Origin of the sequence: Microbacterium sp. 2RAF4 (assembly GCF_052115285.1) — a bacterium.
In the GTDB taxonomy this organism is placed as follows: Bacteria; Actinomycetota; Actinomycetes; order Actinomycetales; family Microbacteriaceae; genus Microbacterium; species Microbacterium oxydans.
This window is the reverse complement of the sequence record NZ_JBFRGI010000002.1, coordinates 436804-455657: the sequence shown is the minus strand read 5'-3', so window position 1 is coordinate 455657 and position 18854 is coordinate 436804. Positions and strand designations below refer to the sequence as shown.

General features: G+C 70.4%; 15 protein-coding genes. 10 read left to right on the top strand and 5 right to left on the bottom strand.

The features are described 5' to 3' along the window. Positions 1-35 precede the first annotated feature (35 nt). Positions 36-653, bottom strand: a complete 618-nt coding sequence (locus tag AB4070_RS06310; RefSeq protein WP_441979364.1) for a TetR/AcrR family transcriptional regulator — start codon at positions 651-653, stop codon at positions 36-38. 108 nt (positions 654-761) lie between these two features. Here AB4070_RS06310 and AB4070_RS06305 point away from each other — a divergent pair, with 108 nt between their 5' ends. Further along, positions 762-1568 carry a sugar phosphate isomerase/epimerase family protein gene (locus tag AB4070_RS06305; RefSeq protein WP_441979363.1) on the top strand — a complete coding sequence of 269 codons (807 nt, stop codon included), beginning with the start codon at positions 762-764 and terminating at the stop codon, positions 1566-1568. Next, positions 1568-2692, top strand: a complete 1125-nt coding sequence (locus AB4070_RS06300; protein ID WP_441979362.1) for a Gfo/Idh/MocA family protein — start codon at positions 1568-1570, stop codon at positions 2690-2692. The genes AB4070_RS06305 and AB4070_RS06300 overlap by 1 nt, the downstream gene beginning before the upstream one ends. 66 nt (positions 2693-2758) lie before the next feature. On the opposite strand, the gene AB4070_RS06295 is transcribed toward AB4070_RS06300, so the two are convergent. Further along, positions 2759-3748 carry an NYN domain-containing protein gene (locus AB4070_RS06295; protein ID WP_441979361.1) on the bottom strand — a complete coding sequence of 330 codons (990 nt, stop codon included), beginning with the start codon at positions 3746-3748 and terminating at the stop codon, positions 2759-2761. 2 nt (positions 3749-3750) lie between these two features. Further along, positions 3751-4737 carry a Gfo/Idh/MocA family protein gene (locus AB4070_RS06290; protein ID WP_441979360.1) on the bottom strand — a complete coding sequence of 329 codons (987 nt, stop codon included), beginning with the start codon at positions 4735-4737 and terminating at the stop codon, positions 3751-3753. 106 nt (positions 4738-4843) lie between these two features. Between AB4070_RS06290 and AB4070_RS06285 the strand changes: the two genes are divergently transcribed. The 8 genes from AB4070_RS06285 to AB4070_RS06250 all read left to right on the top strand — a co-directional run bounded on the left by AB4070_RS06285 (position 4844) and on the right by AB4070_RS06250 (position 13884). Next, positions 4844-6238 (top strand): NtaA/DmoA family FMN-dependent monooxygenase, encoded by a 1395-nt coding sequence (locus AB4070_RS06285; protein WP_441979359.1) that lies wholly within the window; start codon positions 4844-4846, stop codon positions 6236-6238. A 141-nt stretch (positions 6239-6379) separates the two neighbouring features. Beyond that, entirely contained in the window at positions 6380-8014 is a 1635-nt protein-coding gene (locus tag AB4070_RS06280) for a TIGR04028 family ABC transporter substrate-binding protein (protein ID WP_441979358.1), read from the top strand. A gap of 16 nt (positions 8015-8030) precedes the next feature. Continuing rightward, positions 8031-9011, top strand: a complete 981-nt coding sequence (locus tag AB4070_RS06275) for an ABC transporter permease (RefSeq protein ID WP_441979357.1) — start codon at positions 8031-8033, stop codon at positions 9009-9011. Beyond that, a complete protein-coding gene (locus AB4070_RS06270; RefSeq protein WP_441979356.1) occupies positions 9008-9904 on the top strand; it encodes an ABC transporter permease in 897 nt (298 codons plus the stop codon). Before AB4070_RS06275 ends, AB4070_RS06270 begins: the two co-directional genes overlap by 4 nt. Next, positions 9901-11517, top strand: a complete 1617-nt coding sequence (locus tag AB4070_RS06265; protein WP_441979355.1) for a dipeptide ABC transporter ATP-binding protein — start codon at positions 9901-9903, stop codon at positions 11515-11517. The genes AB4070_RS06270 and AB4070_RS06265 overlap by 4 nt, the downstream gene beginning before the upstream one ends. Continuing rightward, positions 11514-12569: a putative FMN-dependent luciferase-like monooxygenase gene (locus AB4070_RS06260; protein WP_441979354.1), complete on the top strand. Its 1056-nt coding sequence runs from the start codon at positions 11514-11516 to the stop codon at positions 12567-12569. Before AB4070_RS06265 ends, AB4070_RS06260 begins: the two co-directional genes overlap by 4 nt. Then, on the top strand, positions 12566-13279 hold the full coding sequence (locus AB4070_RS06255) for a CMD domain protein (protein WP_441979353.1): 714 nt from the start codon (positions 12566-12568) through the stop codon (positions 13277-13279). The genes AB4070_RS06260 and AB4070_RS06255 overlap by 4 nt, the downstream gene beginning before the upstream one ends. After that, entirely contained in the window at positions 13276-13884 is a 609-nt protein-coding gene (locus AB4070_RS06250) for an alkylhydroperoxidase domain protein (protein WP_441979352.1), read from the top strand. Before AB4070_RS06255 ends, AB4070_RS06250 begins: the two co-directional genes overlap by 4 nt. Positions 13885-13896: 12 nt before the next feature. On the opposite strand, the gene AB4070_RS06245 is transcribed toward AB4070_RS06250, so the two are convergent. Together AB4070_RS06245 and hrpA are read right to left on the bottom strand one after the other, a co-directional pair. Beyond that, positions 13897-14841 (bottom strand): quinone oxidoreductase family protein, encoded by a 945-nt coding sequence (locus tag AB4070_RS06245; RefSeq protein ID WP_441979351.1) that lies wholly within the window; start codon positions 14839-14841, stop codon positions 13897-13899. 40 nt (positions 14842-14881) lie between these two features. Continuing rightward, on the bottom strand, positions 14882-18829 hold the full coding sequence (gene hrpA / locus AB4070_RS06240; protein ID WP_441979350.1) for an ATP-dependent RNA helicase HrpA: 3948 nt from the start codon (positions 18827-18829) through the stop codon (positions 14882-14884). Positions 18830-18854 lie beyond the last annotated feature (25 nt).

Sequence of the window (18854 nt, the reverse complement as noted above, 5' to 3'; positions counted from 1 at the left end):
GCTTCGCATCGGCCTGCGCCGCGGTCCACCCGTGGTCAGGCTCTTGGTCGCAGCAGTCGATCGAGCAGTGCGAGCGCCTCGTGCTGAGGTGCGGTCTCGTCGAGCAGCCACTGCGTCTGCAGGCCGTCGGACGCAGCCACCACCAGGGCCGCGACCGCATCGGCGTCGAGGTCGTCGCGGATCTTGCCCTCCTCCTGCTGGCGTCGGACGACGTCGGCGAGGCGGGCGCGGAGGCGCGTGAAGCGACCGGTGGCGAACGTGCGCGCCGCCGGATGGCCCTCCTCGAGCGCTGTGGCGACGAGCGTCGAGTACAGCTGCACGAGACCGGGTATCGCACGGTTGAGCCGCGCGGACTCGATCATCATCTCCACCGGTGTCGCGTCGGGTGGGGGAGAGCTGGGTTGGCGCGACGGCACGGTGCTCTCCTCGTATACCGCGACGAGGAGCTCCTCCAGGGAGCCGAAGTAGTGGGTGAGAGCCGCATGCGTGACCCCGACCTCGCGCGCGATGGCCCGCAGGCTCGTGCGGTCGGCGCCACGCTCGGCGAACACCTCGATGGCACGGTCGAGGATCTCCTGCCGACGGGCGATCCCCTTCGCGTAGGCCCCGCGCTGCCGTGGGGGCTCGGGGGGCTCGGGGGTGTCGAGGGGCATGTGGGGAGTCTAGCGAATCAAAACTTCCGCATGGAGGTATTTGGTGATAGCGTGCCTGGACGGGACACCGGTCCCGCCACGTCACCGATGACCGAAGGAGCACGACCGATGACGATTCGGACTTCCCTGCAGCTGTTCACCATCAAGGACGAGCTGGAGGCCGACCTCGAATCCTCCCTGCAGGCGGTGGCAGCCCGCGGCTTCACGGCCGTCGAGCCGTACGACTTCGTGCGCCGCGCCGAGCCCCTCGCGGCCGCGCTCACCGCCGCCGGTCTGGTCGCCCCGTCCGGCCACGCCTTCCTGGCGTCGCCGTCGTTCGTCAACCCCGACGGCAGCGGCACCACGGTGCCCGTCCCCACCCCGGCGGAGGTCTTCGCCGCGGCGAAGGTGCTCGGCATGGACACCGTCATCGACCCCTACACCGAACCGGCGCGTTGGGAGTCGATCGAGCAGATCGAGGAGACCGCGCGTCTGCTCAACGAGGCTGCGGAGATCGGTGCGGCCGTCGGCGTGCGGGTCGGGTACCACAACCACGCCCATGAGCTGGAGGCGGTGTTCGACGGCGTCACCGGCCTGGAGGTCCTTGCGGGCCTGCTCGACGACCGCGTCGTGCTCGAGGTCGACCTGTACTGGGTGGCCCGCGGCGGCGTCGATCCCGTCGCCCTGCTCGAGCGTCTGGGCAGCCGGGTGATCGCGGTGCACGCGAAGGACGGCACACTCGACCCCGCGCTCGCAGGAGCGTACCCTCCCGCCGACCAGGTGGCCGCCGGTGAAGGTTCCGTCCCCCTCGTCGAGGCCATCGCCGCAGCACCGGCGCTGGAGCTCGCGATCGTGGAGTTCGACCACTACGAGGGCGACCTGTTCGACGCCATCGAACGCAGCCGGGTCTACCTCGACGAGAAGGTGGCGGCCTGATGGCGGTGGGCGTCGGCATCATCGGTGCCGGGAACATCAGCGACCAGTACCTGTCCAACCTCACGACGTTCCCCGACGTGCGCGTCCTCGCGATCGGCGACCTGCTCGAGGAGCGCGCCAAGGCGCAGGCTGAGAAGTACGGCGTGCCTCGTGCCGGCGGTGTCGACACGGTGCTCCAGGATCCGGAGATCGACATCGTCGTGAACCTCACGATCCCGGCCGTGCACGTGGAGGTCTCCGAGGCGATCATCGCGGCGGGGAAGCACGTCTGGACCGAGAAGCCGATCGGTGTGAGCCGTGAGGAGTCCCGCGGCCTGCTGCAGAAGGCGGAGGCGGCGGGCCTGCGCGTCGGCGTCGCCCCCGACACCGTGCTCGGTCCTGGGGTGCAGACGGCGAAGCGGGCGATCGCGCGCGGCGACATCGGGCGTCCGCTGTTCGCCCAGACCACCTTCCAGTGGTCGGGGCCGGAGATCTTCCACCCGAATCCCGCGTTCCTCTACGCCAAGGGCGGCGGACCGCTGCTCGACATGGGGCCGTACTACGTGTCGGCCCTCGTGCACGTGTTCGGCCCCGTGGCCTCGGTCGCAGCGCTCGGACTGCAGGGCTCTCCCACGCGCCGGGTGCAGGTCGGCGAACTCGCCGGTCAGGAGTTCCCGGTCGAGATCCCCTCGACGCTCAGCGTGCTGATGGCGTTCGAGGAGGGCGGCCAGGCGCAGAGCCTGTACAGCACCGACTCACCCGTCGTCCGCCAGGGCATCGTCGAGATCACCGGCACCGAGGGCACGATCGTGATCCCGGACCCGAACACGTTCGGTGGCGCGATCTCGATCACCCGTCCGCTCACGCGTCTGTTCATCCCGCCGGAGCCCGTACAGCAGGAGATCATCGACGTCGAGCAGGAGGGCGTGCTGTCCGGTCGCGGCGTCGGGCTGCTCGACATGGCGCGGGCGATCGCCGCGGGCCGTCCACACGTCGCCACCGGCGAGTTCGGATATCACGTGCTCGACACCCTGCTCTCGATCGAGGAAGCTGCAGAGGCGCGGAGCTTCGTCGAGGTCGAGAGCACCCTCGATCAGGTGGGATCGATCGCCGCCGACTTCGACCCGTTCGAAGCGACGCTCTGACACCGGCCGCACGTGGCGGCGCGGGAGCGGATCACCGCGCCCTGGCCGCCACGTCGGGGACCACTCTCAGGGCTCGAGCAGCCGGACGAGACGCTCGTGCCCGGTCTCCTCGAGTTCCGCGATGTCGTCGCGGGACTTCAGGAAGTCGGAGAACGACCGGTAGCCGAGTGCCTTCTCGCTGAACGACGGGTCCATGCGACGCATATGCGTCTTGACCGCGGAGCTGTGCAGCCACTCGTCGGCGTCGGCCTTGTCGTGCCCGAGACGCAGCGCGCGCTCCAGCAGCTGCGTCGCCACCTCCTGATCGTCGACCTTGTCCTCGACCCGCACTTCCTCCGCCTTCGGGGCGGCCTTGGAGCGCGATCGCTTCGCGGCGGCCTTCGGCGGCTTCGAGGCGGTCTCGGTCACCGTCTCAGCGACAGCCTCCGCCACCGGCGTCGGCGCCTCGACCGCAGGAGCGGCAGCGGCGGCGGCGACCGGCTTGGAGGGGCGCACGACACCGGGCAGCGAGTCGTACGACTCGAACTCGTCGCACGCGGCGGCCAGCGACTTGGCTGTCGACCCCGACACCCCGACGCCGATCACGTAGCGGCCGAGACGCTTGCAGCGCTGAGCCAGCGGCACGTAGTCGCTGTCACCGGCGACGATCACGACGTGGGTGAGATCGGGGAGGCGGAACATGTCCTCGACCGCATCGACGGCGAGCCGGATATCGGCGCCGTTCTTGGCGTACGCGGCGGCGGGGAACAGCTGCACGAGGTCGACCGCGCGGGCCACGAGCTGCGAGCGGTACACGGCGTTGACGGGAGAGGACCAGTCCGCGTACGCCCGGGTGAGCACGAGGGTGCCGAACGAGGCCGCGTAGTCGATGATGGCGCCGACCTCGATCATCGCCCGGCTCAATCGCTCGGTGACCTCGGGGTCGTTCGGGTTCTCGCTGATCCGCTGACGGTCCTTGCCGTAGGCGTTGCGACCGTGCACCCGGTCGTACCAGGAGATGACGATGTTGTCGAAGTCGAGGTAGACGGCGACGCGGGCATCGGTGGTCTCGGCCATGCTCACACCTCCTCACGGGGGTAGCGGACGCCGATCTGCGCCCTGATCTCGTCGAGGGTGCCCATGATCGCGACGCTCTCGGCGATGGGCAGGACGTCGCCCTGGAGGGTGCCTTCGCTCACCAGGCGCTCGGCGGCGAGCGCCTGGAACTGCATACCTCGGCCCTCGACCTCCGAGGTGTACGTCTCCTGCACCGTGCCGTCCGGCAGCACGAGACGGAACGTGGTCGGGCTGTACCAGACCGTGTCGATGTCGATGCGGGCGGCCGTGCCGATGATGCTCGCGACGTTGGGGCCCGCTGCTCTGGACGACGAGAGGCTGGTCGAGACCGCACCGCCGTCGTGGGTCATGACCGTGGCGACCTCGGAGTCGGCTCCCGTCTCGATGAGGCGGCCGACGGCGCGGATGCTGGTCGGTGCGCCGAGGATGTCCCAGATGAAGGAGATCGGGTAGATCCCGAGGTCGAGAAGGGCGCCGCCACCGAGTTCCAGGGCGTTGAGCCGATGGGCGGGGTCGGAGGGCAGCAGCTGGGTGTGATCGGCGCTCACGGCCCGGATCTCACCGAGGGCGCCGTCGGCGATGAGCTCGCGGATGCGGACCATGTGCGGCAGGTACCGCGTCCACATGGCCTCCATCACCAGCAGACCGCGCTCGGAGGCGAGCGCCTGCAGGTCCTCCGCTTCGGCGCGGTTCAGGGTGAACGCCTTCTCGGCGAGCACGTGCTTGCCGTGCTCGAGGGCAAGGCGGGCGTTCTCGTGATGCATCGGGTGCGGCGTCGAGACGTAGATGATGTCGACGTCGGGGTCCGCGACCAGATCTTCGTACGAAGAATGCGCGCGGGGGATGTCGAAGCGGGCGGCGAACGCGTCGGCCGACTCCTGTGACCGGGATCCGACGGCCACGAGGTCGAGCCCCGCGGTTCGCAGATCGGACGCGAATGCGCCGGCGATTCCGCCGGTCGCGAGGATTCCCCACCGAAGACCTGTCATGGTCTCAGCGTAGGGGGTGCTCCGGGTGTGACGGACTGTTACATCCCGTGACGCCCGGCATCGACGCCATGGCAGCGGGTGAGGCGCGGCTCCTACCGTGACGGGCATGACCGAACCCCTCATCATCGGCGCCATGGTGCGCACCCTCGGCGCGTATCCCTCGGGTTGGCGGCAGCCAGGGGCGCACCGCGACCCTGCGAATGACGCCGACATCCTGCGCCACATCGCGCGGGAGGGAGAGGATGCGGGGCTCGACTACCTGTTCTTCGGCGACTGGCTCGCCACGGGGCCGGACCTGGAGTTCCGCGATCCGTATCTGCTGGCGCGCATCGACCCCGTGAGCGCCGTGCTCTTCCTCGCGGGAGTGACCTCGCGGATCGGCCTGATCGCCACGGTGAACACGACCTACGCCGACCCGTACACGACCGCACGGTCGCTCGCCTCGCTCGACGTGCTCACCCGTGGTCGTGCCGGCATCAACCTCGTCACGGGGGCGGAGCCGCGCGCCGCCGGCAACCACGGTCGGGAGGCGCACGCCGACAACGAGACCCGCTACGACCGGGCAGAGGAGTTCGTCGACGCCCTGCGCCGGTTGTGGGACTCGTGGAGCGAGGACGCCTGGATCGCCGATGCCGAACGCGGCGTGCTGATCGATCCGGAAGGACTCCGCGCCGCCGCTCTGCAGGGGGCTCAGGTGCGGGTCGCCGGGCCGCTCAACGTCGCCCGACCTCCGCAGGGCCGGATCCCGATCGTGCATGCCGGCACATCGCCGCGGTCGAGGGCGCTCGCGGCGACCGAGGCCGACCTCGCGCTGACCGCCGCACCGACGCTGACGGACGCCATCGCCACACGACGGCTGCTGCGGGACATCGCCGCCGAGTCCGGACGCTCGCCCGATGCGCTGAAGGTGATCGCGCCGGTGCTCCCGGTCGTCGCGGACACGGATGCCGATGCGCGTCGCATCGTGGAGCGGCTGCTCGCCCTGGTGCCGCTCGCCGAGGGGCACCAGGCGGCGCGGACGGCTTTCCCGCCGAACCGCAGCATCGCCGCGCTCGCCGACTCGTTCGACGTTCCGGTCGACGACCCGCTGCGTTCCGCCGCCTTCGATGCGCCGGTGACTGCCGCGGAAGCACTCCGGCTGGGGGAGCGCGGCGCCGCACTGATCGAACGACTCGCCCACATCGCCGGGCTGCGGGTCGCGGGAGGAGGAGCGACCGCCGATCCCCTCACCTGGCGGCACCTCGTCGCCGCGCATGCGGTGCCGGCCGCCTTCGTCGTCGGCGACGCCGGCACCATCGCCGATCACTTCGAGACCTGGCGGGAGGAAGGAGGGGCGGACGGGTTCAACGTGCTGTCGGCTTTCCAACCGGCGCAGTTCGAGGCGTTCACGCGGATCGCGGCGCCGGAGCTGCGCCGTCGCGGGCTGCTGCGAAGCGCAGAGGAGGGGGCAGGGGTGACGCTTCGCGACCGCCTGCGCATTACGTCGTATGTCGACGCATGACGACCGGCGTCGCCAGGGTCGCGCCCTGCCGCCCCCGATTCCTACCGTGAAGTCACCTCACCGCACAGCACCTCACCACACAGCACCGCACCGCACCGCACAGCACCCGAAGCATCACCCCCGAAACCTGGAGACCCACCCATGAATCGTCGCCTCATCCGCGCCGCCGCCATCGCGCTGCCGCTCGTCCTCGCAGGAAGCCTCGCCGCCTGTGCATCGACGCCCGCTCCCGCGAACTCTCCCGCCGAGGGCGGCGACGCCGTCACCGGGGGAACGCTCACGTACCTCGAGCACCAGGCGTACACGAACCTGTACCCGCCGCAGGCCGGCTTCTACCCCAACGGCGGCATCGTGAACAACATCGCAGCCCGGCTGACGTGGCAGAACCCGGACACCCTCGAGATCGAGCCGTGGATCGCCTCCGACTGGACCGTGAACGACGACGCGACCGAGTACACGTTCAACCTGAACCCCGAGGTGACGTTCTCGGACGGCACGGTGCTCGACGCCGCGGCAGTGAAGAAGAACTTCGACACCTACGGCCTGGGCGATGCGGAGCGCGGCCTCACCGTCTCCGAGGCGATCAACAACTACGCCAGCAGCGAGGTCGTCGACGACGACACGGTCACGTTCCACTTCTCCGCACCGTCCCCCGGGTTCCTGCAGGCGACCTCGACCATCAACTCGGGTCTGCTGTCGCCGGAGACGCTCGACGGCACGATCGAGGACTTCGGCGCGGGCAACGCCGCCGAGATCATCGGATCCGGTCCGTTCACGGTCACGGGGGAGAAGCTCGGCACCGAGTACACGCTCACCGCGCGCGACGACTACGACTGGGGGCCCGACAGCGTCGACAACGACGGCCGCCCGTACCTCGACGCGGTGCATGTGCTGATCACGCCGGAGGACTCGGTGCGGATCGGTTCGCTGCTCGCGGGACAGGCCGACTACGTGCGCTACGTGCAGGCGTTCGACGAGGACCGTGTCGAGGCAGCAGGCTTCACCCTCTACGCGCCGCAGACCCGCGGCGTCAACAACTCGATCGCGCTGCGTCCTGAGAACCCGCTGCTCACCGACATCCGCGTGCGGCAGGCGATCATCGCCGCGGTGAACGCGCAGGAGGTCGTCGACACGCTGTTCACCGAGAACTACCCGGTCGCGACGTCGGTGCTCTCCTCCCAGGCCCTCGGCTACAAGGACGAGTCGAAGCACTACGCCTACGACCCGAAGAAGGCGGCGAAGCTGCTCGACGAGGCCGGATGGGAGCCCGGCGCCGACGGCATCCGCGAGAAGGACGGGGAGCGCCTCTCGATCACGGTGTACGAGGCCAAGCCGCAGCCGCTGTCGAAGCAGACGCTGGAGCTCGTGGCGCAGCAGCTGGCAAAGGTCGGAGTCGAGCTCTCGGTCAAGCCCGGTGACGCCGGCAGCTACGCCGAGGACACGCGTGATCCGCTCAAGACCGGCTTCTACCACTCGATGGTGGGACGCGCGGATCTGGACGTGATCAAGAGCCAGTACTTCACGAAGAACCGCGACGTGCTGATCTCGAAGGACGCGAAGCTCGACGAGCTGCTGCTCGCCGTGGCGTCCGAGCCCGACGCCGACAAGCGTGTCGCCGCATCCCAGGCCGTGCAGGATTACATCGCCGAGCAGGCCTACGTGATCCCGCTCTTCGAGGAGCCGCAGGTGTACGGCACCGCGACCTACGTGCACGGCGTCGCCTTCGAGTCGGTGGGACGCCCGACGTTCTCCGGCGTCTGGCTCGCCGAGCACTGATCGGCATGGTCCTCCGATGAGTTTCGTCCTCCGACGAGCCGGGCAGGCCGCGATCGTTCTGGTCGCGGCCTTCACGGCCACCTTCTTCCTGCTGCAGCTGCTGCCGGGCGATGCGATCCTGATCAAGTTCTCCGACCCCAGTCTCGGGCTGTCACCGGACCAGCTCGACAGCATCCGCGCCACCTACGGCACGGATCTGCCCTGGTGGGAGCAGTACGTGCACGCGGGGCTCGGGTTCCTCGCCGGGGACTTCGGCTACTCCACGCAGTTCGGCACACCCGTGCTGACGATGCTCGCCGAGGCGCTGCCCGCGACGCTGCTGCTCGCATCCCTCGGACTCCTCGTCGCTCTGCTCCTGGCCGTGCTGATCGCCGGACTCTCCTCGCTCGCGCCGTTCGCCTGGCTGCGTGACGGGCTTCGCCAGGTGCCCGGCCTCTTCGTGGCGGTGCCGGTCTTCTGGCTGGGCATCCTGCTCATCCAGGTGTTCTCGTTCGGGCTCGGCTGGGTTCCGATCGTCGGGGCCGACCCGGTGAGCGGACTCATCCTGCCCGTGCTGACCCTCGCCGTGCCGATCTCGGCTCCGCTGGCTCAGGTGCTGGTCCGCGCGATCGATCAGGTGCAGGCGCAGCCGTTCGTCACGGTGGTCCGGGCGAAGGGCGCCCCGCCGCTGTGGGTGCTCACGCGCTCCGTCGCCCGCAACGCCGCCGTGCCGACCCTGACGATCGCCGGCGTGCTGTTCGGGGAACTCGTCGGGGGAGCGGTCGTCACCGAGACGGTGTTCGGCCGCACCGGCATCGGCCGTCTCACCGAACAGGCCGTCGCGAACCAGGACATCCCGGTGCTGCAGGGCGTGGTGCTGCTCTCGGCGCTCGGCTTCGTCGTCATCAGCTTCGCCGTCGACCTCGTCACGCCGCTCATCGACCCGCGCCAGCGCGCGGTCGCACGCTCCACGGCGTCCGTCGCCGCCCGCCCCGCACCGCAGGAGGTGCCCGCATGACCGCTCCCGTGATCGCCGCGACGAGCGTCGAGCCGGACTCCGAGCCGACCCCGACCGTCCCCGAGCCTGCGCGGAACCCTCGCCGCCCTGGCCGTCTTCGAGGCCGTGCCTGGGGGCTGTATCTCGCGTTCGCCGTGGTCGCCGTCGCGGTGCTGTGGGCCGTGATCCCCGGCGTGTTCGCGCCCGGCGACCCGCTCACCGGCGTGCCGGCCGACAAGCTGCTGCCGCCGAGTGCCGCGCATTGGTTCGGCACCGACACCCTCGGCCGTGATCTGTTCGGCCGTGTCGTCCACGGAGCCGTGCATTCGCTCTCGGGCGCGCTGATCGCCGTCACGGTGGGACTCGCCCTCGGTACGGTGCTCGGCGCGATAGCCGGAGCCGTGGGCGGGGTGGTGGACGACGTGCTGATGCGCATCGTCGACGTGCTGCTCGCGATCCCCGGGTTGCTCCTGTCCCTCTCGGTGATCATCCTGCTCGGATTCGGCACGGTCAATGCCGCCCTCGCCGTGGGACTCGGCAGCGTCGCGGCGTTCGCGCGTCTGATGCGCGCCGAGGTCGCCCGCGTGCGGCGCACCGAGTACGTGGAAGCCGCCTTCGGCAGCGGTGCCACCTTCTTGGCTGTGCTGCGTCGGCACGTGCTGCCCAACTCCCTCACCCCCATCGTCGCGCTCGCCGCGCTGCAGTTCGGTACGGCGATCCTCGCGATCTCGACGCTCGGGTTCCTCGGCTACGGCGCTCCGCCACCCACCCCGGAATGGGGGCTGCTGATCGCCGAGGGCCGCAATTACGTGGGCACCGCCTGGTGGCTCACGGCACTGCCGGGTCTCATCGTCGTCGCGGTGGTGCTCAGCGCCAACCGCATCAGCCACCGCATCGGAAGGGGGACGCGATGAGCGTTCTGACCGCATCGGATCTTCGCATCTCCTACGGGGGCCGTGAAGTCGTGCACGGTGTCTCCTTCGAGATCGGCGAGGGGGAGACCCTCGCCCTCGTCGGGGAGTCGGGGTCGGGCAAGTCCACGACCGCGCATGCGCTCCTCGGACTCCTCCCCGCAGGGGGCAGGGTCGACAGCGGGACGGTCGTCCTGGGCGACCTCGACATCTCCGGGTGGTCCGATCGCGCGCTGCGCGGCATCCGCGGTGCGGAGATCGGCCTCGTGCCGCAGGACCCCACGACCTCGCTCGACCCGGTGCGCCCGATCGGGAAGCAGGTCGAGGAGATCCTGCGTCTGCACGGGCATCGGGATCGGCGCAGCCGTCGCGCACGCGCCATCGAGCTGCTCGACCGTGTCGGCATCGACGACCCGGACCTGCGGGCGCGTCAGTATCCGCACGAGCTCTCCGGAGGCATGCGGCAGCGTGTACTGATCGCGACGGCGATCGCCCTGCGACCCCGCCTGCTGATCGCCGATGAGCCGACCAGCGCCCTCGATGCCACGGTGCAGCGCAAGGTGCTCGATCTGCTCGACGAGCTGCAGCGCGAGGAGGGCACCAGCATCCTGCTCGTGGCCCACGACCTGGGCGTCGCCGCCGATCGTGCGGAGCGACTCGTCGTGCTCAGGGACGGTCGGATCGTGGAGCAGGGGCGGAGCGAGGAGGTGCTCGCTGCCCCGTCCGACCCGTACACGCGTCAGCTGCTCGCCGATGCTCCCGCGTTCACGACCGGCTTCCGCCGCCCGGATGCCCCGCCGTTCCTGCGGGATGCCGCAGCCGTCGCGGCGGAGAATCCGTACGCGATCGTCGCCGACGGGCTCGTGAAGGAGTTCCGCGTCGCCGGCCGGGAGCGGTTCCGCGCCGTCGACGACGTCTCGTTCCGGGTCCGCCGTGGCACCACCCACGCACTCGTCGGCGAGTCGGGCTCGGGGAAGACCACGACGGCGCGCCTGATCACGCGCTTCCATCAGCCGGACGCCGGGACCATCGAGGTCGCCGGAGAAGACGTGACCCACGCGAAACGCGAGCAGCTGCGAGCGCTGCGCCGCCGGGTGCAGCTCGTCTACCAGAACCCGTTCGCCTCGCTTGATCCCCGCCAGCAGATCGTCGACATCGTGGCGGAGCCTTTGCAGAACTTCCATGTCGGCTCCCGCGCCGAGCGCAGGGAACGCGCGCTCGCTCTCCTCGACCGGGTCGCGCTCCCGTCCGACGTCACGCGGCGCACCCCGCGCGAGCTCTCGGGCGGGCAGCGTCAGCGCGTCGCGATCGCCAGAGCTCTCGCGATCGACCCCGAGGTGGTGGTGCTGGACGAGGCGGTGTCGGCCCTGGACGTGACCGTGCAGGCGCGCATCCTCGAACTGCTCACCTCGCTGCAGGCCGAGCTCGGCCTCACCTACCTGTTCATCTCGCACGACCTCGCGGTGGTGCGCAGGATCAGCCACACGGTCTCGGTGATGCGCCGCGGCCGGATCGTGGAGGAGGGGCAGACGGAAGACCTCTTCCGCGACCCGCAGCACGAGTACACAAGGGAGCTGCTGGCAGCGGTCCCCGGACGAACGGAGATCGTCGTATGACCACCGCACCCACCACCTCGACCGGGCCCACCGTCGCCTTCTTCACACGTCTGCTCGACGACGCCTCGCCCACCGAGAGGTATGCGCTCGCCACCGCGCAGATCCAGCAGGCGGAGCGCCACGGGATCGGGAGAGCCTGGGTCGCACAGCATCACTTCCACGCGGCCGAGGGTGGTCTGCCGTCGCCGCTGGTGTTCCTCGCGCACGCGGCCGCCGTGACGAGTGGCATCCGACTGGGGACCGGCGTGATCACCCTGCCGCTGGAGGACCCTGTGCGGGTGGCCGAGGATGCCGTGGTCGCAGATCTGCTCTCCGGGGGGCGAGTGGATCTGGGCCTCGGCAGCGGCGGCACTCCGTCGTCGTTCGAGCCGTTCGGGGAGGATGTGCGCGACAAGGCGGCGACCTACGACCGCAAGCTGCGTACGCTCCTCGACGGCCTCGCCGGGCGCGACGTCGGTGCGGGCAACACGCTCTACCCGGACGCCGGAGACCTCGCCGACCGTGTGTGGCAGGCCACCTTCTCCGCTCCCGGCGGTCACCGCGCCGGCATCCACGGGCACGGGCTGCTGCTCTCTCGCACTCAGCCGCGCAGGACCGATCGCCTGCACGCCCCTTTGTCCGAGCTGCAGGATCCGATCATCGACGCGTACCTCGAGGCGCTGCCGACAGGGGCGGCTCCGCGGATCACAGCCTCGCGGACCGTGTTCGTCGCGGATGACCGCGCCGAAGCCCTGCGGTTCGCCGAGGTCGGGCTGCGCCGGGCCGCGGAGGGGTTCCGTCGGCAGGGCCAGACCATCCCCGGTGACGACATCGACGAGCTGATCTCCGCCCTCGACACGCATCTGGGCACGCCAGAGCAGGTGGCCGAATCGCTCGCCGCCGATGCCACACTCGCCCGCGCGACAGAGGTGGCCTTCCAGGTGCACTCGGTCGACGCACCGCACGAACACGTGCTGCGCTCGATCGCGCTGTTCGCCGACGAGGTCGCTCCGGCCCTCGGCTACGCCCTCACCGAGACCACGACCACCGAGACAATCAAGGAGAACGCATGACCGATGACACCGTCCTGGCTGATGACACCGTCCTGACCGATGACACCGTTCTGGCCGATGACACCGTCCTGACCGATGACACCGTCCTGACCGATGACACCGTCGACCGGATCGTGGGGGTGACGCCGGAGCTGGACGAGCTGCGCCGCCGCCGTCCGGTCACCAGAGAACAGCTGCAGGCGAGCTTCGACGCCCTCTTCCGGCCGGTGACGGTCGCACACGTGTCGCAGGCAGAGCGCGAACTCGTCGCGGCCTTCGCCACCGGGCTCGCCGGAGGCGACGACGAGACAGCCGTGTTCTACGCCGCCCGCGCCCGCGAGGCCGATCCTGAGCGGGCGGGAGCGGTGCTCGCCGAGGGAGCCGGGGCATCGACGAGCGGCCCGTTCGGCTCCTACACCGAACTCGGCCTGCAGCCCGAGAACACGGAGGGCGAACGGTATGAGCCCGATGGTGCCGTGACCGCTGTCATCGGCGAGCGCCTCGCCGCGGCCCTCGCGCACACGCATCTGCTCGTGTTCCGGCCCCGTGAAGCGTCCGGCGCCGATCTCGGACGACTGCTCGATGCCGGGTGGTCGACCGAGGGGATCGTCACGCTGTCCCAGCTGGTGTCGTTCCTCGCCTTCCAGCAGCGGGTCGTCACCGGACTCCGCGCGCTCGCCGCTGCAGGACTCACCGCCCAGACCGAGATCTCCGAGGAGGAGGCCGCATGACCGCCGCGCAGAGCGTGCTCCGGCACGACGACGCCCCGCACCCGCACGCCTTCACCCGCGGGGAAGTGGGCTGGGTCCCGCACCTCGAGCCCCTCGCGGAGGAGGAGCTGACGCCACGGCATTACGACGGGCTCGTCGATGCCGCGCGGGCGAAGAACGACTATTTCCGGCTGCTGGCCCGCGATCCCGAGGTGCTCAAGGCGCGGACGCTCGTCGACAAGGACATCTTCTACAACGTCGCCGAGGGTCTGCCGCGCGCAGACCGCGAGCTGGCGGCGACCGCAGCATCACGGCGCAACGGCTGCGTGTTCTGCGCCTCGGTGCATTCCCGCTTCGCTGCGCACCACAGCAAGCGGGTCGAGGATGTCGACCTGCTGCTGGACGAGGGGGTCGACGCCGATCTCGGCGAGCGCTGGAACGCGATCGTGGCCGCGTCGGTCGCGCTCACCGACACTCCGAGCGCATTCGGGGAGCACGAGATCGCCCGGCTGCGGGCGGCAGGGCTCGACGACCTGGAGGTCGCTGACGTCATCCACGGCGCGGCGTTCTTCAACTGGGCGAACCGCCTGATGCTGTCGATCGGTCGGCCGGTCGCTCCGGCCTGACCCTGCCCTGCGCTACGGAAGCAGGATGATCTTGCCCGAGGCGGCGCCGGATTCCATGAGCTCATGGGCCTGCGCCGCCTCGGCGAGCGGGAGTTGAGGTCCGAGCTCGATCGTGAAGTCGCCGGCGTCCAGGAGGGCGATCGTCTCGGGCAGGGCCTCGGCGCGCCAGGCGAGCTCCTGCGTGGTCAGCGGGACGGGCGAGCCGCCGGAGAACGCCCTGATGCCGAAGGACGCCGCATCCGGCCCTCGTACGATCGTCGCGATGCGCTCACGGTCGGCGACGAGCGCCAGCGAGGTCTCGATCGCCTCATCGGTGCCGGCGCAGTCGAGCACCACGGTCACGGGAGACGGAGCGGCGGCTCGCACCCGGTCGAGCAGGCCGTCGCCGTAGGCCACGGGGATCGCCCCGAGCTCGCGCAGCTGGTCGTGGCGGGCGGGGCTCCCGGTCGCGATCACGGTGGCACCCCAGGCGACGGCGAACTGCACGGCAGCCTGGCCGACGGATCCGGAACCGCCGTGCACGAGCAGCACGTCGCCCTCGGTCACTCCCAGCGAGCGCAGCGACTGGTAGGCGGTTCCCGCGGGGATACCGATCGCGGCGCCCTCGGCCGTCGTGACCGAGTCGGGGAGCTTCGCGAGCTTCTCGGTCGCGATGGCGAGCGCCGAGGCGTAGGTGCCGTTCCCGTCGCGGATGGCCACCCGGTCGCCGACGGCGAGATCGTCGACCCCTTCGCCCAGCACCTCGACGACGCCTGCGCCGTCGAAGCCGACAGGACGCGGCTCGGTGATCGGTGGGGAGGGGCGCTTGCCGCCGCGCAGCTTGGCGTCGATCGGGTTCGCTCCCGCCGCCTCGATCCGCACGACGACCTCACCGCGTGCGGCGACCGGATCCGGGATCTCGATCAGGTGGAGGACAGCGGGGGAGCCGATTTCGGTGTAGACGATCGCGCGAGCCATGCGTTCAGGCTACCCGGGGTACACGGGCCTCGGTCTCGGGTCAGCGGCCGGAGAGGACCTTCATGATGCGCTGCGGCGACACCGGCTGCGCGGTGCCCAGACGCTGTGCGAACACGCTCACCCGATACTCCTCGAGCAGCCAGCGCACCTCGACGAGCGCGGGCGTCGCGTCGGGGGTGAGGGGGATGGTGCCGCCCGCGTCTTCGAACGCCTTCGCCATCCGCTCGTACTCGGTCATACGCGTGCGGTCCTTGCCCGGCTCGCTCGCGAGGGTCTTCAGCCGGTCGAGCATCCCCTCCAGGTAGCGGGGGAAGTGCGCGAGGCGATCGGCTCCAGCGGCGGAGACGAATCCCGGGTGCAGCAGGCCGCTCAGCTGGGTGCGGATGTCGTTGAGCGGTCCGAGCAGGGCGAGCGAGTTCTGCGATTTGATGCCGCGTTCGACGTCTCGGGACTTGGTGAGGATGCGCGCGACCAGCGACACGCACGCGAACAGCTCGTCGACGAGCACGGCGGAGACCGCGTCCCGCACACGGGCGAAGCCGGCCTCGTCGCGGACGATCCCGTCCGGGACGACCTCCTGGATGACCTTCCGAGCCACGGCGGCGCGGCAATCCTCGATGAGCGCTGCCGCGGATGGATAGGGCGAGGCGGCGAGCGCCAGCTTCTCCTGGCTCGTCAGATGCTCCTGCACGTACGAGGACGGGGAGGGGACGCCCAGCAGCACGAGCCGCAGCACGCCGTCGCGCGTCGCCGCTGCCGCCGCGTCGGGGGTGGATTCGACGCGCACCGACACGGTCTTGCCCTGATCGACGACGGCCGGGTAGCCGCGGACCACCCCTCCGGCGACGCGGGTGTCGAGCACCTCCGGCAGCTCCCCGAAGGTCCAGGCCGTGAGACCGGTCTGCTCGAGCGACGCGGCGGCGATGCGTTCGACGCCCTCGCCCGGGGTGCCGCGTTTCGCGCCGGGGGCGCCGGAGCGGGGAGGGGCGGCGATCGAGCGGGCGACGCTGCTGCGAGCGCGGTCGGAGAGTTGCGTCTGCAGGGCACGCAGATCGCGTCCGGAGCCGACCACCCTGCCGCGTTCGTCCACGGCGCGGAAGTTCATGCGCAGATGCGGGGGCACTCGCTCGTCGTCGAAGTCGGCGGCGGAGACCAGCTGATTGGCGAGCGGCTGGATACGACGGGCGAGGGCTTCCTTGAGCGTGCGCGGGGGCAGGCCGCCGTGCGACTCCGGCCCCTCGTCGATGAGCTCGGCACCGAACTTCTCCGCCCAGTCGGCTGCAGGCACCACGTGGCGACGGATGGCCTTGGGGAGAGCGCGCAGCAGACCGGTCACCAGCTCGGCGCGCAGGCCGGGAACCTGCCAGTCGAAACCGCGATCCTCGATCTGCGCGAGCAGGGGCAGGGGCACGACGACGCTCACACCGTCGTCGTCGGCGCCCGGCTCGAATCGGTACGCGAGACCGAGCACCTGATCGCCCTGAGTCCACCGGGTCGGGAACTCGCGCTGATCCGCGCGCTCCTCGTCGTCGATCAGGTCGCTCTCGCGCATCACGAGCAGCTTCGGCGTGGCCGCCATGGCCTCGCGCCACCAGCTCTCGAACGAGCGCACATCGAACACCTCCGCGGGGATGCGTTCATCGTAGAAACGGAACACGGCCTCGTCGCCCGCGAGGATGTCGCGGCGGCGCTCACGCTCCTCCAGCTTCTCGAGACGCTTGCGCAGCTCGGCGTTGCTGCGCCAGAACGCGCTCACCCGCTTGTCGATCCGCGTCGGATCCCACTCGCCCTCGACGAGCGCATGCCGCACGAACAGCTCGCGTGAGGCGGCCCTGTCGATACGCGCGAACTGCACGCGCCTGCGCGGGATGATCTCGAGCCCGAAGAGGGTCACCTTCTCGAACGCGACAGCGGCACCCGCGTCCTTCGACCAGTGCGGCTCGGTCACCTGGCGCTTGGCCAGATCGCCGGCGAGGGGCTCGGCCCAGGCCGGATCGATCGCGGCGACCGTGCGTGCGAACGTGCGGGAGGTCTCGACGATCTCGGCGGCGATCACCGCGCGCGGGCTCTTCTTGCGCAGCCCGGAGCCGGGGAAGATCGAGAAGCGGATCCCTCGGGCTCCGCGGTACTCCGCGATGCGCCGCCCCTTCTGCTCCTTCGCAGGGGAGTGGCCCTTGCCGGCGGGGGCAGTGCGCTCGTCGAGGATGCCGATCTGCGAGAGCAGGCCGGAGAGCAGGGCGCGGTGGATCGCATCGGGGTCGCTGGCGCCCCCGCCTTCCCCGCCGCGGTCGCTCGTCTTCACGAGGGTGCGCAGCTGACGGTGCACGTCGAACCACTCGCGCACCCGCACGTAATTCAGGTGCTCGGAGCGGCAGAGCCGACGGAACGCGCTCGAACCGAGCTCGCGCTGCTGCTCACGCAGGTGGTTCCAGAGGTTCAGCAGGGTCAGGAAGTCGCTGGTCGGGTCGACGAACCGCGCGTGCAGGCGGTCGGCCTCCTCCCGACGTTCTTCCGGCCGCTCCCGCACGTCCTGGATCGTCATGCCCGAGACGATCGCGAGCACGTCGCGTGTCACGGTGCCGCTCGATCCCGCCCGCCCCGCCTCGATCAGCATGCGCGCGAACCGCGGGTCGATCGGCATGCGAGAGATCTCGCGGCCGATGCGGGTCAAATGCGGGGATCCGTCGCGGCGGGACGGCTCGACCGCGCCGAGTTCGGTGAGCAGATCGAACGCGGCCTTCACTCCCCGGGAGTCGGGCGGGGTGAGGAACGGGAACGCCGTGATGTCGCCGAATCCCAGCGACAGCATCTGCAGGATGACCGAGGCCAGCGAGGTGCGCAGGATCTCGGGCTCGGTGTACTCCGGCCGCCTGTCGTAGTCGTCCTCCGAGTACAGGCGGATCGCGATGCCGTCGCTGGTGCGGCCGGCACGACCGGAACGCTGGTTGGCCGAGGCCTGGGAGACGGGCTCGATCGGCAGCCGCTGCACCTTGGAGCGGTTGCTGTAGCGGGAGATGCGCGCCGTGCCGGTGTCGATCACGTACTTGATGCCGGGTACCGTGAGGCTCGTCTCGGCCACGTTGGTGGCGAGGACCACTCGACGGCGCACGCCGGCCACCCTGCTGCGTTCGAACACCCGATGCTGGTCGGCGGCGGAGAGCCGCCCGAACAACGGCAGCACCTCGGTGGGGGAGCGGTCGTTCGCATAGGCGCCGCGCACAGCATCGGCGGCGTCGCGGATCTCGGCTTCCCCGGGGAGGAAGACGAGCACGTCGCCCGGCGGTTCACGGTCGAGTTCCCGCAGGGCGGAGACGATCGCCGACACCTCGTCCTCCGGCTCCGTAGGCGAGCTGTCGTCGTCCGCATCCTCGACCGGCCCGCGGTACCGGATCTCCACCGGATAGGTGCGGCCGGAGACCTCGATGATCGGTGCCGGGGTGCCGTCGCCGCCTGTCTCCGAGGGTGCGGCGAAGTGCTTCGCGAAGCTCTCCGGATCGATCGTCGCCGAGGTGATGATCACCTTCAGGTCGGGGCGCTCCGGGAGGATGCGGGCCAGATAGCCGAGCAGGAAGTCGACGTTGAGAGAGCGCTCGTGCGCCTCGTCGATGATGATCGTGTCATAGCGCGTGAGCAGACGGTCGCGGTGGATCTCGTTGAGCAGGATGCCGTCGGTCATCAGGGCGATGCGGGTGGCGTCGGACACCTTGTCGGTGAAGCGCACCTTGTAGCCGACGAAGGTGCCGAGCTCGACCTGGAGCTCCTCGGCGACGCGCTCCGCGATCGTGCGGGCGGCGAGACGTCGGGGCTGGGTGTGCGCGATGCGCTCCCGCCCGAGTTCGAGCGCGATCTTCGGCAGCTGCGTGGTCTTGCCCGATCCGGTCGCACCCGCGACGATCACGACCTGATGGTCGCGGATGGCGTCGGCGATCTCGGCCCTGGCCGCACTGACCGGCAGCTCGGGGGGATAGGAGATCACGGGGGAAGACATAGCCCTCCATCGTATGCCGGGAATC